We start from the raw sequence: 14,603 nt of genomic DNA, 5'->3' as shown, positions 1-14,603 counted from the left end.
AACTTCCTTTCTAATTGATAATTATTTTTATATCATACTTAATTATTCAATATTTAAGTAAAATAGTAAATCTGTTAGCCTTGATAAATGTAATGTTGGATGAGGCGTAATTGGAATTTTTTCGCGTTTAGGAGCAATCCACAAGGATTTTAAATTAGCATTTTCTGCTCCCTGAATTTCATCACTTAAAGTTGCGCCAACGACTAAAGTGGTATCGGGATCACAATCTAATTGTTGAACGATTGTAGTAAAGATTTTCTTATCAGGTAATTTGGCTGAAAAATCGTCAGCGAAAAATAGAGCTTCAAATTTATCTCCAATGCCTGCGTTTTTTAAACGTGGTAAAAGGTCTGCTTTATTTTCTTTTCCGTATAGGGTTAGAGTAATTTTTCCTTTAATAGTATCTAAAAAATCAAGGCTGCCTTTGATTAAACGATTCTGCTTAGAAAGCTGTTCATAAAAATAGCTTTCGGCAGTAGGTTCATTAGGTAAAAAGTTTTGCACAAGCAATGCAATTCTTTGCTCTGATGTTAATAACTTGAAGTTGTTAGATAAGTCAGTATATTTTAATCGTTCAGCCGGACCGAAATCATGATTAAAATATTTCAAGGTTTGCCTTAAGGCTGTTCGTTCAGCAAGTTTTTCATTTAAAAGTGTTCCTTCAGGAACAAAGATTAGCGTTTCAAAAGTATCCACATTATCACCCCAATTTCATTCTATAATTAATTTAAGGAAAAAAGTAATATAAAAGATTAATATGCTCTGTTATCGATATGTGAATTTAGTAGATCTATAAAGCGTACTTACAATAAATTTGTTAAAATGATGTTAGTGAGAAAGGGGAGATTTGTGTTGGCAACAGAAGTTTATTTGGTTCGTCACGGAGAGACCATGTTTAATCAACTGAATAAGGTTCAGGGTTGGTGTGATTCTCCTCTGACGGTCAAAGGAATCGATGATTTAAAGCGTACAGCTAATGCTTTAGCGCAAGTTCACTTTGATAATATGTATTCTTCAGATTTAAAAAGAGCGATTGACACAGTTCATTTGATGAAAGATGCCAATATTGTTTCGGAAATTGGGAAAATTAAGAAATTACCTGAATTTCGTGAAGTATTTTTTGGCAGTTTTGAAGGTGACGATATTGATCAAACTTGGGATAAAATTGCTCAAGCAGCGGGAATTGGTCACGAAACTAATGTACAAAAAATAATCAATCAGATCGGAATTGAAGAATTTCGTGAAGCAACAAAAAAAGCTGATCCACGTCATTTAGCTGAAAATAAGGAAGAGCTAGATGAAAGAATGATTCGTGCAATTAGAAATTTACATGAATTAACCAAAAACGAAAAAAGAGTTTTAGTTGTATCCCATGGTGATTTTATTAAGACATTAGCTATTAAATATTGGAATAATAGCGATGGTCATCATGATATTCAATTTCCTAATAACGGTAGCGTTACTCGTGGTATTTTGCATGATGATGGTCGTTTTGAAATCGTTGATTACAATAAGGATGCTGAAGATTTATAAAGTAAGAAGTCTCACTGCCTAAGTGAGACTTTTTTTGGTACACTGAAGAAGCGAAAGGAAAGTCGATATGAAAAAAGATCATACAACTAAACGCTATATATTTATAACATTATTAAATGTTGTGATTACAGTGGCTGAATTCTTTGGTGGGATAATTTCAGGATCTTTAGCCTTGCTTTCAGATGCTGTGCATAACTTAAGTGATGTGGGCGCAATTGTGTTGTCGTTTTTGGCCCACTTAATCAGTCAGCGCAATCGCAATAAAAATAAAACTTTTGGATATCAGCGAGCCGAAACCTTGGCAGCATTTACTAATGGAGTAATTTTAATTGTCATTAGTTTAGTGCTGTTTGTCGAAGCAATTCAACGTTTTTGGGAGCCTGAACATATTAAGGGCGGAATAATGTTGATTGTTTCTATTATCGGACTTTTAGCAAACTTTATTTCTATGTTTGCCATGCATCATGATGCCAAGAAAAATTTAAACGTTCGTTCAACTTTTGTTCACATGATGAGCGATGCCTTATCAAGTGTGGCTGTGGTAATTGGTGCGATTTTCATTTACTTTTGGAATGTGACTTGGCTTGATCCTGTTTTAACTATTTTGGTTTCATTGTTTGTTCTTCATGAAGCCTATGAAATTACGATGAAAGCTGCCAATGTTTTGATGGAATCTAATCCTGATATTGATTTGGAAAAAGTAAATCAAATTGCATTGAGTTTTCCAGAAGTGAAAAATATCCACCACGTTCATGTTTGGCGCTATAGTGATGATTACATTATGCTTGATGCACACTTAAATGTGGATAAAGACCTAACAGCTGGTCAATTTGAAGATCTTTGTCAAAAAATTGGCAAAAAACTAAAAGATGAATTAGGGGTAAATCATATTAATCTGCAAGCAGAATGTGAACGTGGCCGTAATGATCAAATGATTGTTGAACGAGGACATGAAAATTAGGAGAAGTTATGAATTTTCAAGTTAATATTTTTACAGCAATTATCGTTATTATCGTAGGAATTTATGATCTATCCTATGCTTTTAATCGAAGAAGACAGCCAAATAATAAAAAAGGGATTAAAGCTTTTGCAGTATTGGGGATGATTTTCACTATTAGTGGAATTATTCTATTAATCATGTGCTTGATGAATAAGGGGCTGTAACTATAATGGTTAAATTAGTTTTAGTCAGACATGGGGAAAGTGTAGCTAACGCAGCTAACGTTTATACAGGCTGGAATGATGTTCCTTTAACTGAAAAAGGAGAAGAGCAGGCCAGAAATGCAGGAAAATTAATTAATAAAATTTCCAATTTCAATCCTACTCATATTCATACTTCAGTTTTATCACGTGCTATCACGACAGCCAATATTGTAGCTGATGTCTGCGATTTTTTATATCTACCAATCACTAAGACATGGCGACTCAATGAACGGCACTATGGTGCTCTTAGAGGCCTTAATAAGAATATTTCAAGGAAAGTCTTTGGTGCAGAACAAGTATTAGAATGGCGCCGGGGCTTTGATTCTGTTCCGCCTAAGCAAGGTTCGCCAATTATTGATCGGCGCTATAGATTTTGTGATCAACATTTAATGCCACGTGCAGAGAGTTTGCATCAAACTCAACTTCGGTTAATGCCATATTATTATGATGAAGTAGCCAGCCGTATGTTGATGGGGGAAGATCAATTAATTGTTGCTCATGGTTCAAGTTTAAGAGCATTAATTAAAAAAATTGAAAATACTAGTGATCACGATATTGTGAAGCTAGAAGTTCCTAATGCACAGCCAATTATTTATACAATGGATGATCATCTTAATATAATAAACAAAGAAATTTTAAAGTAAGTGTACGAAAGTACACTTTTTTAATACTCATAATAATGAATTGGCTACAATTATGGTAAAATTTATACGATATACAATATTTATTTTCTAGTTTGGAGTATTTGGCATGCGTAAGATATTTTTATTACGTGGCGCACCTGGCTCCGGTAAATCTTCTTTTATTGCGCGTCATCACTTACAACCGTATGCGATTAGTCGTGATCAAATTCGGTTATTATTGGCGGATTTAACAGTTTATTATCAAGAAGAAGCCGATTATTTACATCAGGTAATTCCGCGTCATGTAACTGTTCAAACACAAAAAATGGTAGATAATCTTGTAGAACATAAGATGTCTCATGGTGAAACGGTAATTGTTGATGGAACTCACGTTGTTCCAAGTGCAATTGAACATTTTAAGCCATGGGTAGATAAATACCATTATGAATTATTTGTAGTTGATTTGATGCAACATAATACTTTGGATAATTTACTCAAGCGTAATCAGACCAGAATGCATTACGACTGGGTAAAACCTGAAGTAGTTAAGCAAATGTATCATTCTTACAAAGCTCATCCAGAAGTTCCTGAGTGGGCCCACGGTATTGTTCCTAATCAAATGGAAAAAGCTCTTTCTCAACGGGAAAGCAATTTAGATAAATATTCTCATGTGATTGCTGTTCCAGATAAAGTGGCAGAGGAAGATTTTCCACATGTGCATATTTCTAATTTCTACTTTTCATTTAATGATAAGTTTACGGAAAAGTATGGAACTTACCGTAATGTGGTAACAATTGCCAAAACGGCAGAAGAGGCTGTGGAAGAATTTAAGTTGCCATATTTTGTTTTTAAATTCCATCATAAACATTTCTTGATATCAACTTATCCAATAAGAAATGAAATGATTGATCCGGTTAGAAAAGTTCATGGGGTTTGGTCATATTCAACAGGATTATTCAATGTGGCTGATTACCTTAAAGAATTTCCAGAAAATGAACAACAACACGTTCATCAATTCAACTTAAGCAAGCTTGATCCAACACGTTTGCTTCACATTTGGTAGAAAAAAAGAGTTACACGATTGTGGTAACTCTTTTTTGATTCTTAAATTATTTTTTATTCAAAGGCTAAAGCACCCATTGGATCCCATGGCAATAATTGAATTGGGTCTTCTTTACCTTCGTCGTAAGCCTTCTTTAGGTCATCTGGCAAGAACTTCTTGTTGATAACTGCTTGGTAAACAAATGAATCAAACCATTTATCGCTCATTACGAAGTAGCCTTTAAAGCCAGGTTTTTCACCCCATGAGTTTTCGATCTTCCACCTAGTTGGCTTGCCATCAACAATGTCAACACCAGTGATAACCATCGCATGGTCCATCATACTTTCGCCGGAATCAAGCATATCTGCTTTAGACATAGTGAAATCAACATCAAATAATTGATCGCGTCTGTAAAGGTTAGTATCAAGAAGACCAGCACGGCGTTCAGAATCCTTCACAACATTTGAACCAAACCATACAACTTCGCCACTCTTTAATTGCTTGATGATTAAGTCTTTCATTTCATCAACCTTTAAGTTTAAGTGACGAACTTGACGACCGCCTTCAACGTTACCTAAGTATTCAACAGAGAATACCTTGTGGAAAGGTTTATCAGCAGTTGGAGCATTGATGGTTGAGATATGGTCTTCAAGATTCATGCCAACGTACTTGTCAAAGAATTCCTTAGGAGTAATGTCCTTATCAATATGGTAATTGTGGTCATCGTCAGTGTATTCAAAGTTAAACTTCTTTGGTGGAACGCCCAATGAAATGGCTAATACGCGGAAGACATCGTTAAGCATTTCTTCCTTGCGAGCTTGGACTTCATCTTCTGACTTGCCGTCGTTAACCAACTTGCGAAGTTCGAGACCATCTTTACGAAGCAAAGTGTTCAAAGTGTCGTTTAATGCACTTGAATTGGTAGCATTTGCGGTTTCTGGATAAACGCTCTTAGGAACAATACCATATTTTTCAATAATTCCGCAAAGCATATCCCATTGACCACCATCTTGTTGAGGAGTGGTGAACAAGAATGCAACTTTACGGTCGCCAAGATCTTTATCAGCAGTAGCAATTACGTTTTCAAAGAACCAGTTAGACTTTTCAAACTTATCCCAGAAGTTGGTGTAATTTTGTGATAATTCAAAATCTTTTAAGCTAAATTTCTTTTGAAGTGGGTGACGCATAGTGTTTAATGCACTAAACATCCAGCAACGACCAGATTGCTTTTGATCAGCTGGCTTACCAGTTTCGATTTCAATTGAAAAAGTAGGATCTAAATCAATTTTAGTTTGCAAGTTTTGACTAGCCTTGAAGATGCCATTTTCTTGAGCGGCATGGCTGGCAACGTTGAAAATAGGATGATTGTTTAAATCTTTTTCAAACTTATCAATAGTATCGTTTGAGATTTCTTTTGACATTAAAATTCCTCCTTAGTGATATTTAATAATCATTTAATCAAATTCTATTTTAGCCCATAAAAAAAGAATCGTCTATGCAGGCGCTTAAAAATTAAATGGTTTATGGTACCAAATATTCTTAAATTCGGGATGCTTTTTAAAATATTTGATTGCAATAGGATCGAGAGGCCAAACTTGTTTATTTGAATCTTTGACAAACTTCACCACTTTTTCCATTAAAATACTGATCTCGTGTTCATTGTGATTATCCGGATTTATAAAAATATGATTCATTACCCAAACTTTTTGATCGGGGCGGTTAATTAAATCTAGATCTGTTCGTGAAGTAATAATATCGTCGTCATTTTTTAATGTAAAAAATTTTTTGATTTCTTCAGTCATAATTTTTCCTTTTATTTCGGTAATATCTGATTTTTTTGCGTATTTATATATGAAGGACTAAATCCTTTTTGCTTTACTAAAAAACATTGTAAAATAGATACCTAGCAAAAGAAAAGATTAAATGGAGTTTACTCAATGATGAAAACACGTGGATTTGAAGTAGTTACTAAATATAAAGACAAAAATATTAATTTGCCAAGACGCCAAACTTTGGCTAGTGCTGGCTATGATATTGAAGCTGCCGAAGATATTACTATTCCAAGTATTTGGCGGTTAAATTTCGTACGTATTTTTAGATTGATCAGAAATGGTCATGAATTGAATGAACGTGATTATGAAATGGCTGAAGAGATATTAAAGCCAATTTTGGTACCAACGGGATTAAAAGTATATATGCCAGAAGATGAAGTTTTAATTTTGGCTAATCGTTCATCAAATACTTTTAAGAAGAATTTATCTTTGCCAAATGGAATTGGCGTAATTGATGCAGATTACTACAATAACCCTAATAATGAAGGGGAACTTTTTGTACAAATGCTTAATTACGGAGTGCGTCCTCTTCATATTCATAAAGGAGAACGTATTGCTCAAGGCATATTTATGAAGTATTTAAAAACGGATGATGATAATCCGATTAGTCGTGAACGGATTAGTGGGTTTGGTTCAACTAATGAAAAAGAAGGTTAGTTAATGGCAAGAGTAAAGACGCAATATAAATGCCGGTCTTGTGGCTATATTTCGGCAAGTTATTTAGGTCGTTGTCCAAATTGCGGAGCTTGGAATCAATTTGAAAAAGAAACGCAGGAAGTGCAAAAACGTTCGACCAAGGCAACTGCCAGTCAATTGATTCAAAAAACAGGAATCAATGAACCGGTAAAGCTTGAAAAAGTTAAGGCCGAAAAAGAAGAAAGAATTCCAACTAAATCTGAAGAATTAAATCGTGTTTTAGGTGGCGGAATTGTTCCAGGATCACTTGTTTTAATTGGTGGAGATCCTGGAATTGGTAAATCAACCTTGATGCTTCAAATCATGAGCGACTTATCTGAAAAATATAAAGTCCTTTATGTATCTGGAGAAGAATCCGCCAATCAGATTAAATTGCGAGCTGACCGTTTGGGAGTAGGGCAGAGCAACATGCTTCTTTACCCTGAAACGGACATGCATGATATTCGTGAACAAATTAATGACGTTAAGCCAGATTTCGTAGTTATTGATTCAATTCAGACAATGAATGAACCAAGCATAGATTCAATGACAGGATCGGCTTCACAGGTTCGAGAAGTAACTAGTGAATTGATGAAAATTGCAAAAATGGATGCAATTACAATTTTTGTAATCGGACATGTTACTAAAGAAGGTGCAATTGCCGGTCCAAAAATAATGGAACATATGGTAGACACAGTTCTTTATTTTGAGGGTGATGAGCACCATTCATATCGTATTTTGCATTCAGTAAAGAATCGTTTTGGGGCTGCTAATGAAATTGGCATGTTCGAAATGATTAATGAAGGTTTACGAGAGGTAACCAATCCTTCCTCAATTTTTCTTGATCAGCGTTTGCCTAAATCAACGGGGTCAGCTGTTGTGGTTTCTTTGGAAGGAACACGGCCACTTTTAGCAGAAATTCAAGCTTTAGTAACGCCGACGGCTTTTGGCTATGCTAAGAGAACGACATCAGGAATTGACTATAATCGTGCGGCACTTTTATTAGCTGTTCTTGAAAAACGCGGTAATTTGATGTTGCAAAATCAAGATGTCTATTTAACAGCAACTGGCGGAATTCGATTAAATGAACCAGCAATTGATTTAGCCGTGGCTATGTCTGTAGCTTCTAGTTATACAGATAAAGAAATTTCTGCCACAGATTGCTTTGTAGGGGAAGTCGGCTTGACCGGCGAGGTACGCCGTGTTGATAAAATTGAAGCAAGAATTAAAGAAGCAGCTAAAGTTGGTTTTAAGCGTATTTTTGTTCCTAAGCATAATATGCATAATGGGCTAAAAGATTTAGGCATTGAGGTTATTCCAGTTTCTAGCATTCCTCAAGCTTTAAAATTAGTTTTTGGTTAAGGAATTGAACTTTTTCCATATTACGCGTAAACTAGGATTGTTTAAATATACTATTTTTGAAAGAGGCATGAATTTTGGCTAAACAAAAAATCCGTGTAAGATATGCACCAAGTCCAACTGGTCACTTACACATTGGTAACGCACGTACTGCACTTTTTAACTATTTATTCGCTCGTCACAACAAAGGTACTTTCGTTTTAAGAATCGAAGATACTGACCAAAAGCGTAATGTTAAAGGTGGATCAGAATCTCAAATGGAAAACCTTCACTGGTTAGGCATTGACTGGGATGAAGGTCCTGATAAGGGTGGAGACTACGGTCCATACCGTCAATCAGAAAGAAAAGATATTTACAACAAATACATCAAGCAATTGATTGATGAAGGCAAGGCATATTACTCATACAAGACTGAGGAAGAACTTGAAGCACAACGTGAAGAACAACGTGCTATGGGTATTGCTCCTCACTACACTTACGAATATGAAGGCATGACTGCTGACGAAATTAAGAAGGCACAAGAAGAAGCACAAGCAAAAGGCTTGAAGCCAGTTGTTCGTATTCACATTCCAGAAATGGAAACTTACGAATGGGATGATATGGTTAAGGGTCACTTAAGCTTTGAATCAGACACCATTGGTGGTGACTTCGTTATTCAAAAGCGTGATGGTATGCCAACTTACAACTTTGCCGTTGTAGTTGATGACCACTTAATGGAAATTACTCACGTACTTCGTGGTGATGACCACGTTTCAAATACTCCTAAGCAATTAGTTGTTTATGAAGCACTTGGCTGGGAACCACCTAAGTTCGGCCACATGACTTTGATCATTAACGCCGCAACTGGTAAGAAGCTTTCTAAGCGTGATGAATCAGTTCTTCAATTTATTGAACAATACCGTGACCTTGGTTACCTTCCAGATGCAATGTTTAACTTCATTACTCTTCTTGGTTGGTCACCTGTTGGTGAAAATGAAATCTTTAGTCAACGTGAATTTATCAAGCAATTTGATCCTAAGCGTTTGTCTAAGTCACCAGCTGCCTTTGATCAAAAGAAGCTTGAATGGGTAAACAACCAATACATCAAGAAGGCTGATCGTGATACTTTGCTTGATCTTGCTTTGAACAACTTGCAAGAAGCAGGTCTTATTGAAAAGAATCCAACTCCAGAAAAGATGGAATGGGTTCGTCAATTGGTTAACATTTACTCAGTTCAAATGTCATACACTAACCAAATTGTTGATATGGCTAAGATCTTCTTTGAAGATGCTAAGAACTTGAGTGATGAAGAACTTGAAGAGATCAAGAATGATGATGCTCGTCCAGTAATTGAAGAATTCAAGAAGCAACTTGATTTAATTCCTCGTTTTACTGCAGTTCAAATCATGGGTGCTATTCAAGCTACTCGTCGTGAAACTGGCATTAAAGGTAGAAAGCTCTTCATGCCAATTAGAATTGCTGCAACCAGATCAATGGTTGGACCTGGTATCGGCGAAGCTATGGAACTTTTAGGTAAGGAAAGAGTTATGAACCACCTTGACTTAACCTTGAAGCAAATGGAAGAAAATGGTCTCTAATAGCTAAATTAATAAAAATAAAAGCTGCGTGGAAACGCAGCTTTTTTGATAGTCTGGTAAAATGAAAATAGCTGTTTTAGAAAGGACAAGTATTAGCCGTGAAAATTTTTAATACGCTAACGCGAAAAAAAAGAAGAATTCAAACCTTTAGTTCCAGGACAAATTAGCATGTATGTCTGTGGACCAACAGTTTACAACTATATTCACATTGGTAATGCCCGTAGTGCAATTGCCTTTGATACAATCAGACGTTATTTTGAATATAAAGGCTATAAAGTAAAGTATGTTTCTAACTTTACAGATGTAGACGATAAGATGATCAATGAAGCAAGAAAAGAAGAGATCACCGTACCGGAACTTGCCGAACGTTATATTAATGCTTATTTAGAAGATACTAATGCTTTAAATGTTGAGCCAGCTACAGTTCATCCGCGTGCTACTCATGAAATTAAAGAAATTATTGCCTTTGTTCAAGATTTAATTGCCAAGGGTTACGCTTATGAAGTTGATGGGGATGTTTATTATCGTGCTAAAAAATTTATGGATTATGGCGAATTAAGCGATCAAAATATTGAACAGCTTGAAGAAGGCGCTTCTGAGCATGTTAATGATGAAGAACAAAATCGTAAAGAAGATCCAATTGATTTTGCTCTTTGGAAAGCACAAAAAGAATCTGACGAAATTGCGTGGGATTCGCCATGGGGCAAGGGGCGTCCAGGTTGGCATATTGAATGTTCAGTTATGTCGACTAAGTATTTAGGCGATACAATTGATATTCACGGTGGTGGCCAAGATTTGGAATTTCCACACCATGAAAATGAAATTGCTCAAAGTGAAGCCAAAACTGGAAAGAAATTTGTCAATTACTGGATGCATAATGGTTTTGTGACTGTCGGTAAAGATCAAGAAAAGATGTCAAAATCGCTTCATAATTTTGTGACTGTTCATGATATTTTGAAGGAAGTTGATCCACAAGTTTTGCGTTTCTTCATGGCTAGCGTTCAATACCGTCGACAAATCAATTATTCAGAAGATAATTTAAAACAGGCTGAAACTATCTTGGAGCGCTTTAAGAATGCGCTTAAAAATATTGACTATCGTTTAGAAGATGATACTGAATCTAAAGTATCTGATTCTTTACGTAGTGCAATTGCTAAAACTAAGGAAAACTTTGAAGCAGCAATGGATGATGATTTCAATGTTCAAAATGCTTTGACTGCTATTTATGAAGTTTTACCAGTAGTAAATGCTAATACTAATCTTTCTAACGTTGATAAAGATGAACTCAAGAAATTCAAGACTCTTCTTAGTTCATGGCTAAGCATCTTTGGAATTGACTGCGAAAAGCTAACAGCGAGTGTTGCCAGTTCAGATGATGCGGAAATTGACGAATTAGTTAAAAAACGTGACGAAGCACGCAAAAATAAGGACTGGGCCGTCAGTGATCAAATTCGTGATCAATTAAAAGAATTGGGCGTAACTATTCAGGATACTCCTCAAGGGACAAGGTGGACTCGTGATTAAAGTAAAAAAATTAACTGAAAAAGATATAAATCCAGATACTTTGAGTGGCCAAACTTTGGCATATTTGGGTGATGCTGTTTATGAAATTTATATTCGTCGCCATTTGATTAAAGGTGGTATTGTGAAACCACAAGTTTTGCAAAGAGAAGCAACCCATTATGTTTCGGCTAAGGCACAAGCGGGCTTAATTGCAAAAATGCAGGATGAAAATATGTTGTCTGAAGCAGAATTAGCAGCTTTTCACCGTGGACGCAATGCAAAAAGTCATACTAAAGCAAAACATACAAGCTTAAAGACTTATCAACTTTCAACTGGTTTTGAAGCTGTCATTGGCTACCTTGATTTGGCTGGTCAACATGATCGTGTAGATGAAGTAAGTCTTTGGTGTATTAAAACTGTTGAGGAAGGCGGTCTAGAAGATTATGACTTCAATTAATAAGGATTTTGTTTTCGGTCGTCATGCCGGACTTGATTTTTTAAAAACGCAAGATGCGAGCAAGATTAATAAAGTATTTTTACAACATGGTATTCAAGAAGATTTTGCCAATCAAGTTTATGCTTTAGCTAAAAAGAAACGTTTGGTAGTTCAAAGCGTTCCCAAAAACAAGCTTGATCGTTTGGTAGCTGGTGGAAACCACCAAGGGTTGGTTTTAGCGGTTTCCAGTTTTGAGTATGCTGATTTGGATAAATTGCTTGATAAATTTGATGCAGAAGGTAAAGAACCATTTTTGCTTATGCTTGATTCAATTGAGGATCCACATAATTTGGGCTCAATTTTGCGTTCTGCTGATGCGACAGGCGTTGATGCAATTATCATTCCTAAGCGCCACGCTTCTGGGCTTACTTCAATTGTAGCTAAAACTTCAACTGGCGCTATTGATTATGTTCCTGTGTCCCGCGTTAACAATTTGGTTCAAACAACTAAAACTTTAAAAAAGCGAGGCTATTGGATTTTCGGTACAGACATGAAGGGGACAGATTATCGTGAATGGAATGCCAATGGTAAAACGGTGTTAGTTATTGGTAATGAAGGTAAAGGTATTTCTCCACTCCTTAAAAAGCAAATGGATCAAACTTTGACCTTGCCAATGGTTGGTCACGTTCAGTCTTTGAATGCTGGTGTAGCGACTGGTATTATGCTTTACCAAATGTTAAATAGTCGTCATCCTTTAAAATAGAATTTTTTAAATATAAAACACCTCTTTTTATATGAAGATTTCATACAAAAAGGGGTGTTTTGTATATAAGTGGTTGATTTGAACTATTTTTTACTCAGAAGGTCTTATATCATTTTACTCAAATTTAAATCCGAAAGGCGGAAGTTGAGATATGAATGAAAAGGATCTTATTAAAAAAGCTGCAAAAAAAGATGGAACGGCTTTGAAAAAATTAGTTGAGTTATATAATCCTATGATTTCTGGTTTAAGAAAAACATATTATTTACGTGATTTTGATTCTAATGATTGGAATCAAGAAGCATTAATTGTTTGCTATGAAGCAGCACGTGAATATACCAGTGACAAAGGAAAATTTAGCGTATATTTTAGAAGTCGATTAAAAAATAGAATGATGACATTAGTGAGATTCTATATGCTGAACGCCGTAAAGGGTATATGCAGAGTGTCTCGTTAGAATGGTTACAAGAAATGTGCAGTGAATTAGTTCAAAAAGAAGAACATATTATTATCCAAAGTTCGATTAATGAGTTTGGTCATGAATTTTTTGAAAATTTATCCGAATTAGAATTATTAGCCTTTTTATCAATTATGGGATTGGCAGATGATAGGGAAATAATTGAAGAATGGCAGCTAGATGATAAACAATTAGGTAGGGCCAAGAGCCGGATTCGTAATAAATTTAATAATCTTCTATTTTAAAAAAGTTGCGTTATAATATGGTCTGTAGAATATTTTAGGAGGTAATTTAAGATGACAGACGAAATTATTAAGACTGCATTGTTAGACCGTCACATGAGTGAAGTTTTTGACTGGAGTGATTCAGATCGTCCAGTTAGAGATGCCCTTTGGGACTATTTCATGGAAAAGAATGGTAGAGATACCATGAAGACGGAGGAAGATATGCTTCCATTTTTGAAAGACTCTGACGATAAAGTTGAAGCCTTCGTCAACGAAAATCTTAAGAAGTAATCCGACTAAAAACAATGTTCTACGCACAGTGATCACGCTTTGTTTGATCACCATTAACAGTTGCCTTCTCCGGCAACTGTTTTTTTGTGCAAATGAAAAAGGCATTTTTCAAAAATGCCTTTTAAATATTATTTTTCATTGACTGGGACCATTTCAATGTATCCTCGTGATCCAATTGGTTCCAACTGAATTCTTGGATTAGATTTATCCCATACATAGCCAATAATTTCAGGATTATATTTTTTGATTGCAGCTCGAATTTCTTTAATGCTATGCCATGATCTTCTTCTTTGAATGGTTCGCCTTGGAACATTAAATATTTTGCTTCAGGAAGTTCAATTACATCAAATCCTTCTGGGATTTCGCCGTTGTAGTCAGAAGAAACTTCTACGCCTTGAACGTATTCAGAAGTTTTAGGCTTGCGGTATTTAGGAGGGAGCCAAAGGCATACAGGTTCGCCACTAATTGATTTTATACTTTTCAATAATCCCCATACATCGCAACCCACTTCGTCACAATAATCTAAATAGTCGGTAGCTTTAATTCCTCTTTTGATGATAACTTTGCGCTTAGGTTTGTTAATTTGTTGAATGAAAATATCTCTTATGTTGTTCATGATTTTTTGTCTCCTTTCGGTAGGCTTGAATTTTACGCCGTAAGGATAGAATAAGTAAATCGGGCGTGGATTAGCTACATAATCACTCGGATTGCAGTTAAATTCGCTTTTGAATGCTCGTTGATAGCCATCTACACTTTTAAATCCCATATCAAAGGCTACATTTATAATTTTACATTTGTCGTCACGCAATCTTAATGCGGACTGAGATAGTCGCAAACGACGAATGTATCTGGCTGGAGTCATACCAATTTGATCTATGAATAAACGATATGAATACCATGGTGAATATAATGAAACTTTTGATAGATCTGCAAGAGTAATATTCTCAAATAAATGTTTTTTAATATAATCTTGCATGCGTTGAACGGCTTCAATTTTTTCTAACATTATTTACTCCTTACATGATGTAGTATATAAAAAACATTGAAAGAAAGGCTCGACTTTTTTTGCTATATTAAACTGTGTGATT

The 14,603-nt window shown here is 35.4% G+C and carries 17 protein-coding genes and 1 pseudogene; 14 read left to right on the top strand and 4 right to left on the bottom strand.

Going from position 1 to position 14,603, the window contains the following annotated elements; genetic code table 11:
• Nucleotides 1–42 precede the first annotated feature (42 nt).
• Nucleotides 43–696: an HAD family hydrolase gene (locus tag JCM6256_RS01450; RefSeq protein ID WP_025080069.1), complete on the bottom strand. Its 654-nt coding sequence runs from the start codon at nt 694–696 to the stop codon at nt 43–45.
• Nucleotides 697–852: 156 nt separating this feature from the next.
• Here JCM6256_RS01450 and JCM6256_RS01445 point away from each other — a divergent pair, with 156 nt between their 5' ends.
• The 5 genes from JCM6256_RS01445 (at nt 853) to JCM6256_RS01425 (ending at nt 4,422) form a co-directional block, all read left to right on the top strand.
• Complete coding sequence (locus JCM6256_RS01445) at nt 853–1,533, top strand: histidine phosphatase family protein (RefSeq protein WP_025080068.1); 681 nt, start codon at nt 853–855, stop codon at nt 1,531–1,533.
• 67 nt (nt 1,534–1,600) lie between these two features.
• Nucleotides 1,601–2,494: a cation diffusion facilitator family transporter gene (locus tag JCM6256_RS01440; RefSeq protein WP_025080067.1), complete on the top strand. Its 894-nt coding sequence runs from the start codon at nt 1,601–1,603 to the stop codon at nt 2,492–2,494.
• Between the two features lie 8 nt (nt 2,495–2,502).
• Nucleotides 2,503–2,697 carry a hypothetical protein gene (locus tag JCM6256_RS01435; protein WP_025080066.1) on the top strand — a complete coding sequence of 65 codons (195 nt, stop codon included), beginning with the start codon at nt 2,503–2,505 and terminating at the stop codon, nt 2,695–2,697.
• 5 nt (nt 2,698–2,702) lie between these two features.
• Nucleotides 2,703–3,380 (top strand): 2,3-bisphosphoglycerate-dependent phosphoglycerate mutase, encoded by a 678-nt coding sequence (locus JCM6256_RS01430; protein ID WP_025080065.1) that lies wholly within the window; start codon nt 2,703–2,705, stop codon nt 3,378–3,380.
• Between the two features lie 106 nt (nt 3,381–3,486).
• The gene (locus JCM6256_RS01425; RefSeq protein WP_025080064.1) at nt 3,487–4,422 is read left to right on the top strand and encodes an AAA family ATPase; all 936 of its coding nucleotides are present in this window, start codon (nt 3,487–3,489) and stop codon (nt 4,420–4,422) included.
• Nucleotides 4,423–4,475: 53 nt separating this feature from the next.
• On the opposite strand, the gene pepC is transcribed toward JCM6256_RS01425, so the two are convergent.
• On the bottom strand, nt 4,476–5,822 hold the full coding sequence (pepC, locus tag JCM6256_RS01420; RefSeq protein WP_025080063.1) for an aminopeptidase C: 1,347 nt from the start codon (nt 5,820–5,822) through the stop codon (nt 4,476–4,478).
• Between the two features lie 84 nt (nt 5,823–5,906).
• On the bottom strand, nt 5,907–6,203 hold the full coding sequence (locus JCM6256_RS01415) for a GNAT family protein (RefSeq protein ID WP_025080062.1): 297 nt from the start codon (nt 6,201–6,203) through the stop codon (nt 5,907–5,909).
• 138 nt (nt 6,204–6,341) lie between these two features.
• On the opposite strand from JCM6256_RS01415, the gene JCM6256_RS01410 reads away from it, so the two are divergent.
• From JCM6256_RS01410 to JCM6256_RS01375, 9 genes and pseudogenes are all read left to right on the top strand, one after another.
• The gene (locus JCM6256_RS01410) at nt 6,342–6,890 is read left to right on the top strand and encodes a dCTP deaminase/dUTPase family protein (RefSeq protein WP_025080061.1); all 549 of its coding nucleotides are present in this window, start codon (nt 6,342–6,344) and stop codon (nt 6,888–6,890) included.
• A gap of 3 nt (nt 6,891–6,893) precedes the next feature.
• Nucleotides 6,894–8,270: a DNA repair protein RadA gene (gene radA / locus JCM6256_RS01405; RefSeq protein ID WP_025080060.1), complete on the top strand. Its 1,377-nt coding sequence runs from the start codon at nt 6,894–6,896 to the stop codon at nt 8,268–8,270.
• Between the two features lie 74 nt (nt 8,271–8,344).
• Nucleotides 8,345–9,844, top strand: a complete 1,500-nt coding sequence (gltX, locus tag JCM6256_RS01400; RefSeq protein WP_025080059.1) for a glutamate--tRNA ligase — start codon at nt 8,345–8,347, stop codon at nt 9,842–9,844.
• A gap of 98 nt (nt 9,845–9,942) precedes the next feature.
• A pseudogene (cysS, locus tag JCM6256_RS09395) lies at nt 9,943–11,368 on the top strand (cysteine--tRNA ligase).
• Nucleotides 11,361–11,804 (top strand): Mini-ribonuclease 3, encoded by a 444-nt coding sequence (locus tag JCM6256_RS01390; RefSeq protein ID WP_025080058.1) that lies wholly within the window; start codon nt 11,361–11,363, stop codon nt 11,802–11,804. Before cysS ends, JCM6256_RS01390 begins: the two are co-directional and overlap by 8 nt.
• The gene (gene rlmB, locus JCM6256_RS01385; RefSeq protein WP_025080057.1) at nt 11,791–12,546 is read left to right on the top strand and encodes a 23S rRNA (guanosine(2251)-2'-O)-methyltransferase RlmB; all 756 of its coding nucleotides are present in this window, start codon (nt 11,791–11,793) and stop codon (nt 12,544–12,546) included. Before JCM6256_RS01390 ends, rlmB begins: the two co-directional genes overlap by 14 nt.
• 151 nt (nt 12,547–12,697) lie before the next feature.
• A complete protein-coding gene (locus JCM6256_RS10305; RefSeq protein ID WP_051545864.1) occupies nt 12,698–13,000 on the top strand; it encodes a sigma factor in 303 nt (100 codons plus the stop codon).
• Nucleotides 12,982–13,245: a hypothetical protein gene (locus JCM6256_RS10300; protein WP_051545863.1), complete on the top strand. Its 264-nt coding sequence runs from the start codon at nt 12,982–12,984 to the stop codon at nt 13,243–13,245. Before JCM6256_RS10305 ends, JCM6256_RS10300 begins: the two co-directional genes overlap by 19 nt.
• Nucleotides 13,246–13,296: 51 nt before the next feature.
• Entirely contained in the window at nt 13,297–13,515 is a 219-nt protein-coding gene (locus tag JCM6256_RS01375) for a P8 family protein (protein ID WP_025080056.1), read from the top strand.
• A 121-nt stretch (nt 13,516–13,636) separates the two neighbouring features.
• On the opposite strand, the gene JCM6256_RS09385 is transcribed toward JCM6256_RS01375, so the two are convergent.
• Nucleotides 13,637–14,521 (bottom strand): helix-turn-helix transcriptional regulator, encoded by an 885-nt coding sequence (locus JCM6256_RS09385; RefSeq protein ID WP_238318564.1) that lies wholly within the window; start codon nt 14,519–14,521, stop codon nt 13,637–13,639.
• Nucleotides 14,522–14,603 lie beyond the last annotated feature (82 nt).

Source organism: Lactobacillus hamsteri DSM 5661 = JCM 6256 (genome assembly GCF_000615445.1).
Classification (GTDB): domain Bacteria; phylum Bacillota; class Bacilli; order Lactobacillales; family Lactobacillaceae; genus Lactobacillus; species Lactobacillus hamsteri.
The sequence above is the reverse complement of the archived record's forward strand: the minus strand, read 5'-3'. Positions and strand labels throughout refer to the sequence as shown.

Coding starts and splice junctions, on each gene's coding strand:
- radA (WP_025080060.1), top strand. CDS start 6,894: ATGGCAAGAGTAAAGACGCAATATAAATGCCGGTCTTGTGGCTATATT.
- JCM6256_RS01410 (WP_025080061.1), top strand. CDS start 6,342: ATGAAAACACGTGGATTTGAAGTAGTTACTAAATATAAAGACAAAAAT.
- JCM6256_RS01430 (WP_025080065.1), top strand. CDS start 2,703: ATGGTTAAATTAGTTTTAGTCAGACATGGGGAAAGTGTAGCTAACGCA.
- JCM6256_RS01415 (WP_025080062.1), bottom strand. CDS start 6,203: ATGACTGAAGAAATCAAAAAATTTTTTACATTAAAAAATGACGACGAT.
- JCM6256_RS10300 (WP_051545863.1), top strand. CDS start 12,982: ATGCAGAGTGTCTCGTTAGAATGGTTACAAGAAATGTGCAGTGAATTA.
- JCM6256_RS01440 (WP_025080067.1), top strand. CDS start 1,601: ATGAAAAAAGATCATACAACTAAACGCTATATATTTATAACATTATTA.
- JCM6256_RS01375 (WP_025080056.1), top strand. CDS start 13,297: ATGACAGACGAAATTATTAAGACTGCATTGTTAGACCGTCACATGAGT.
- rlmB (WP_025080057.1), top strand. CDS start 11,791: ATGACTTCAATTAATAAGGATTTTGTTTTCGGTCGTCATGCCGGACTT.
- JCM6256_RS10305 (WP_051545864.1), top strand. CDS start 12,698: ATGAATGAAAAGGATCTTATTAAAAAAGCTGCAAAAAAAGATGGAACG.
- JCM6256_RS09385 (WP_238318564.1), bottom strand. CDS start 14,521: ATGTTAGAAAAAATTGAAGCCGTTCAACGCATGCAAGATTATATTAAA.
- JCM6256_RS01425 (WP_025080064.1), top strand. CDS start 3,487: ATGCGTAAGATATTTTTATTACGTGGCGCACCTGGCTCCGGTAAATCT.
- JCM6256_RS01435 (WP_025080066.1), top strand. CDS start 2,503: ATGAATTTTCAAGTTAATATTTTTACAGCAATTATCGTTATTATCGTA.
- pepC (WP_025080063.1), bottom strand. CDS start 5,822: ATGTCAAAAGAAATCTCAAACGATACTATTGATAAGTTTGAAAAAGAT.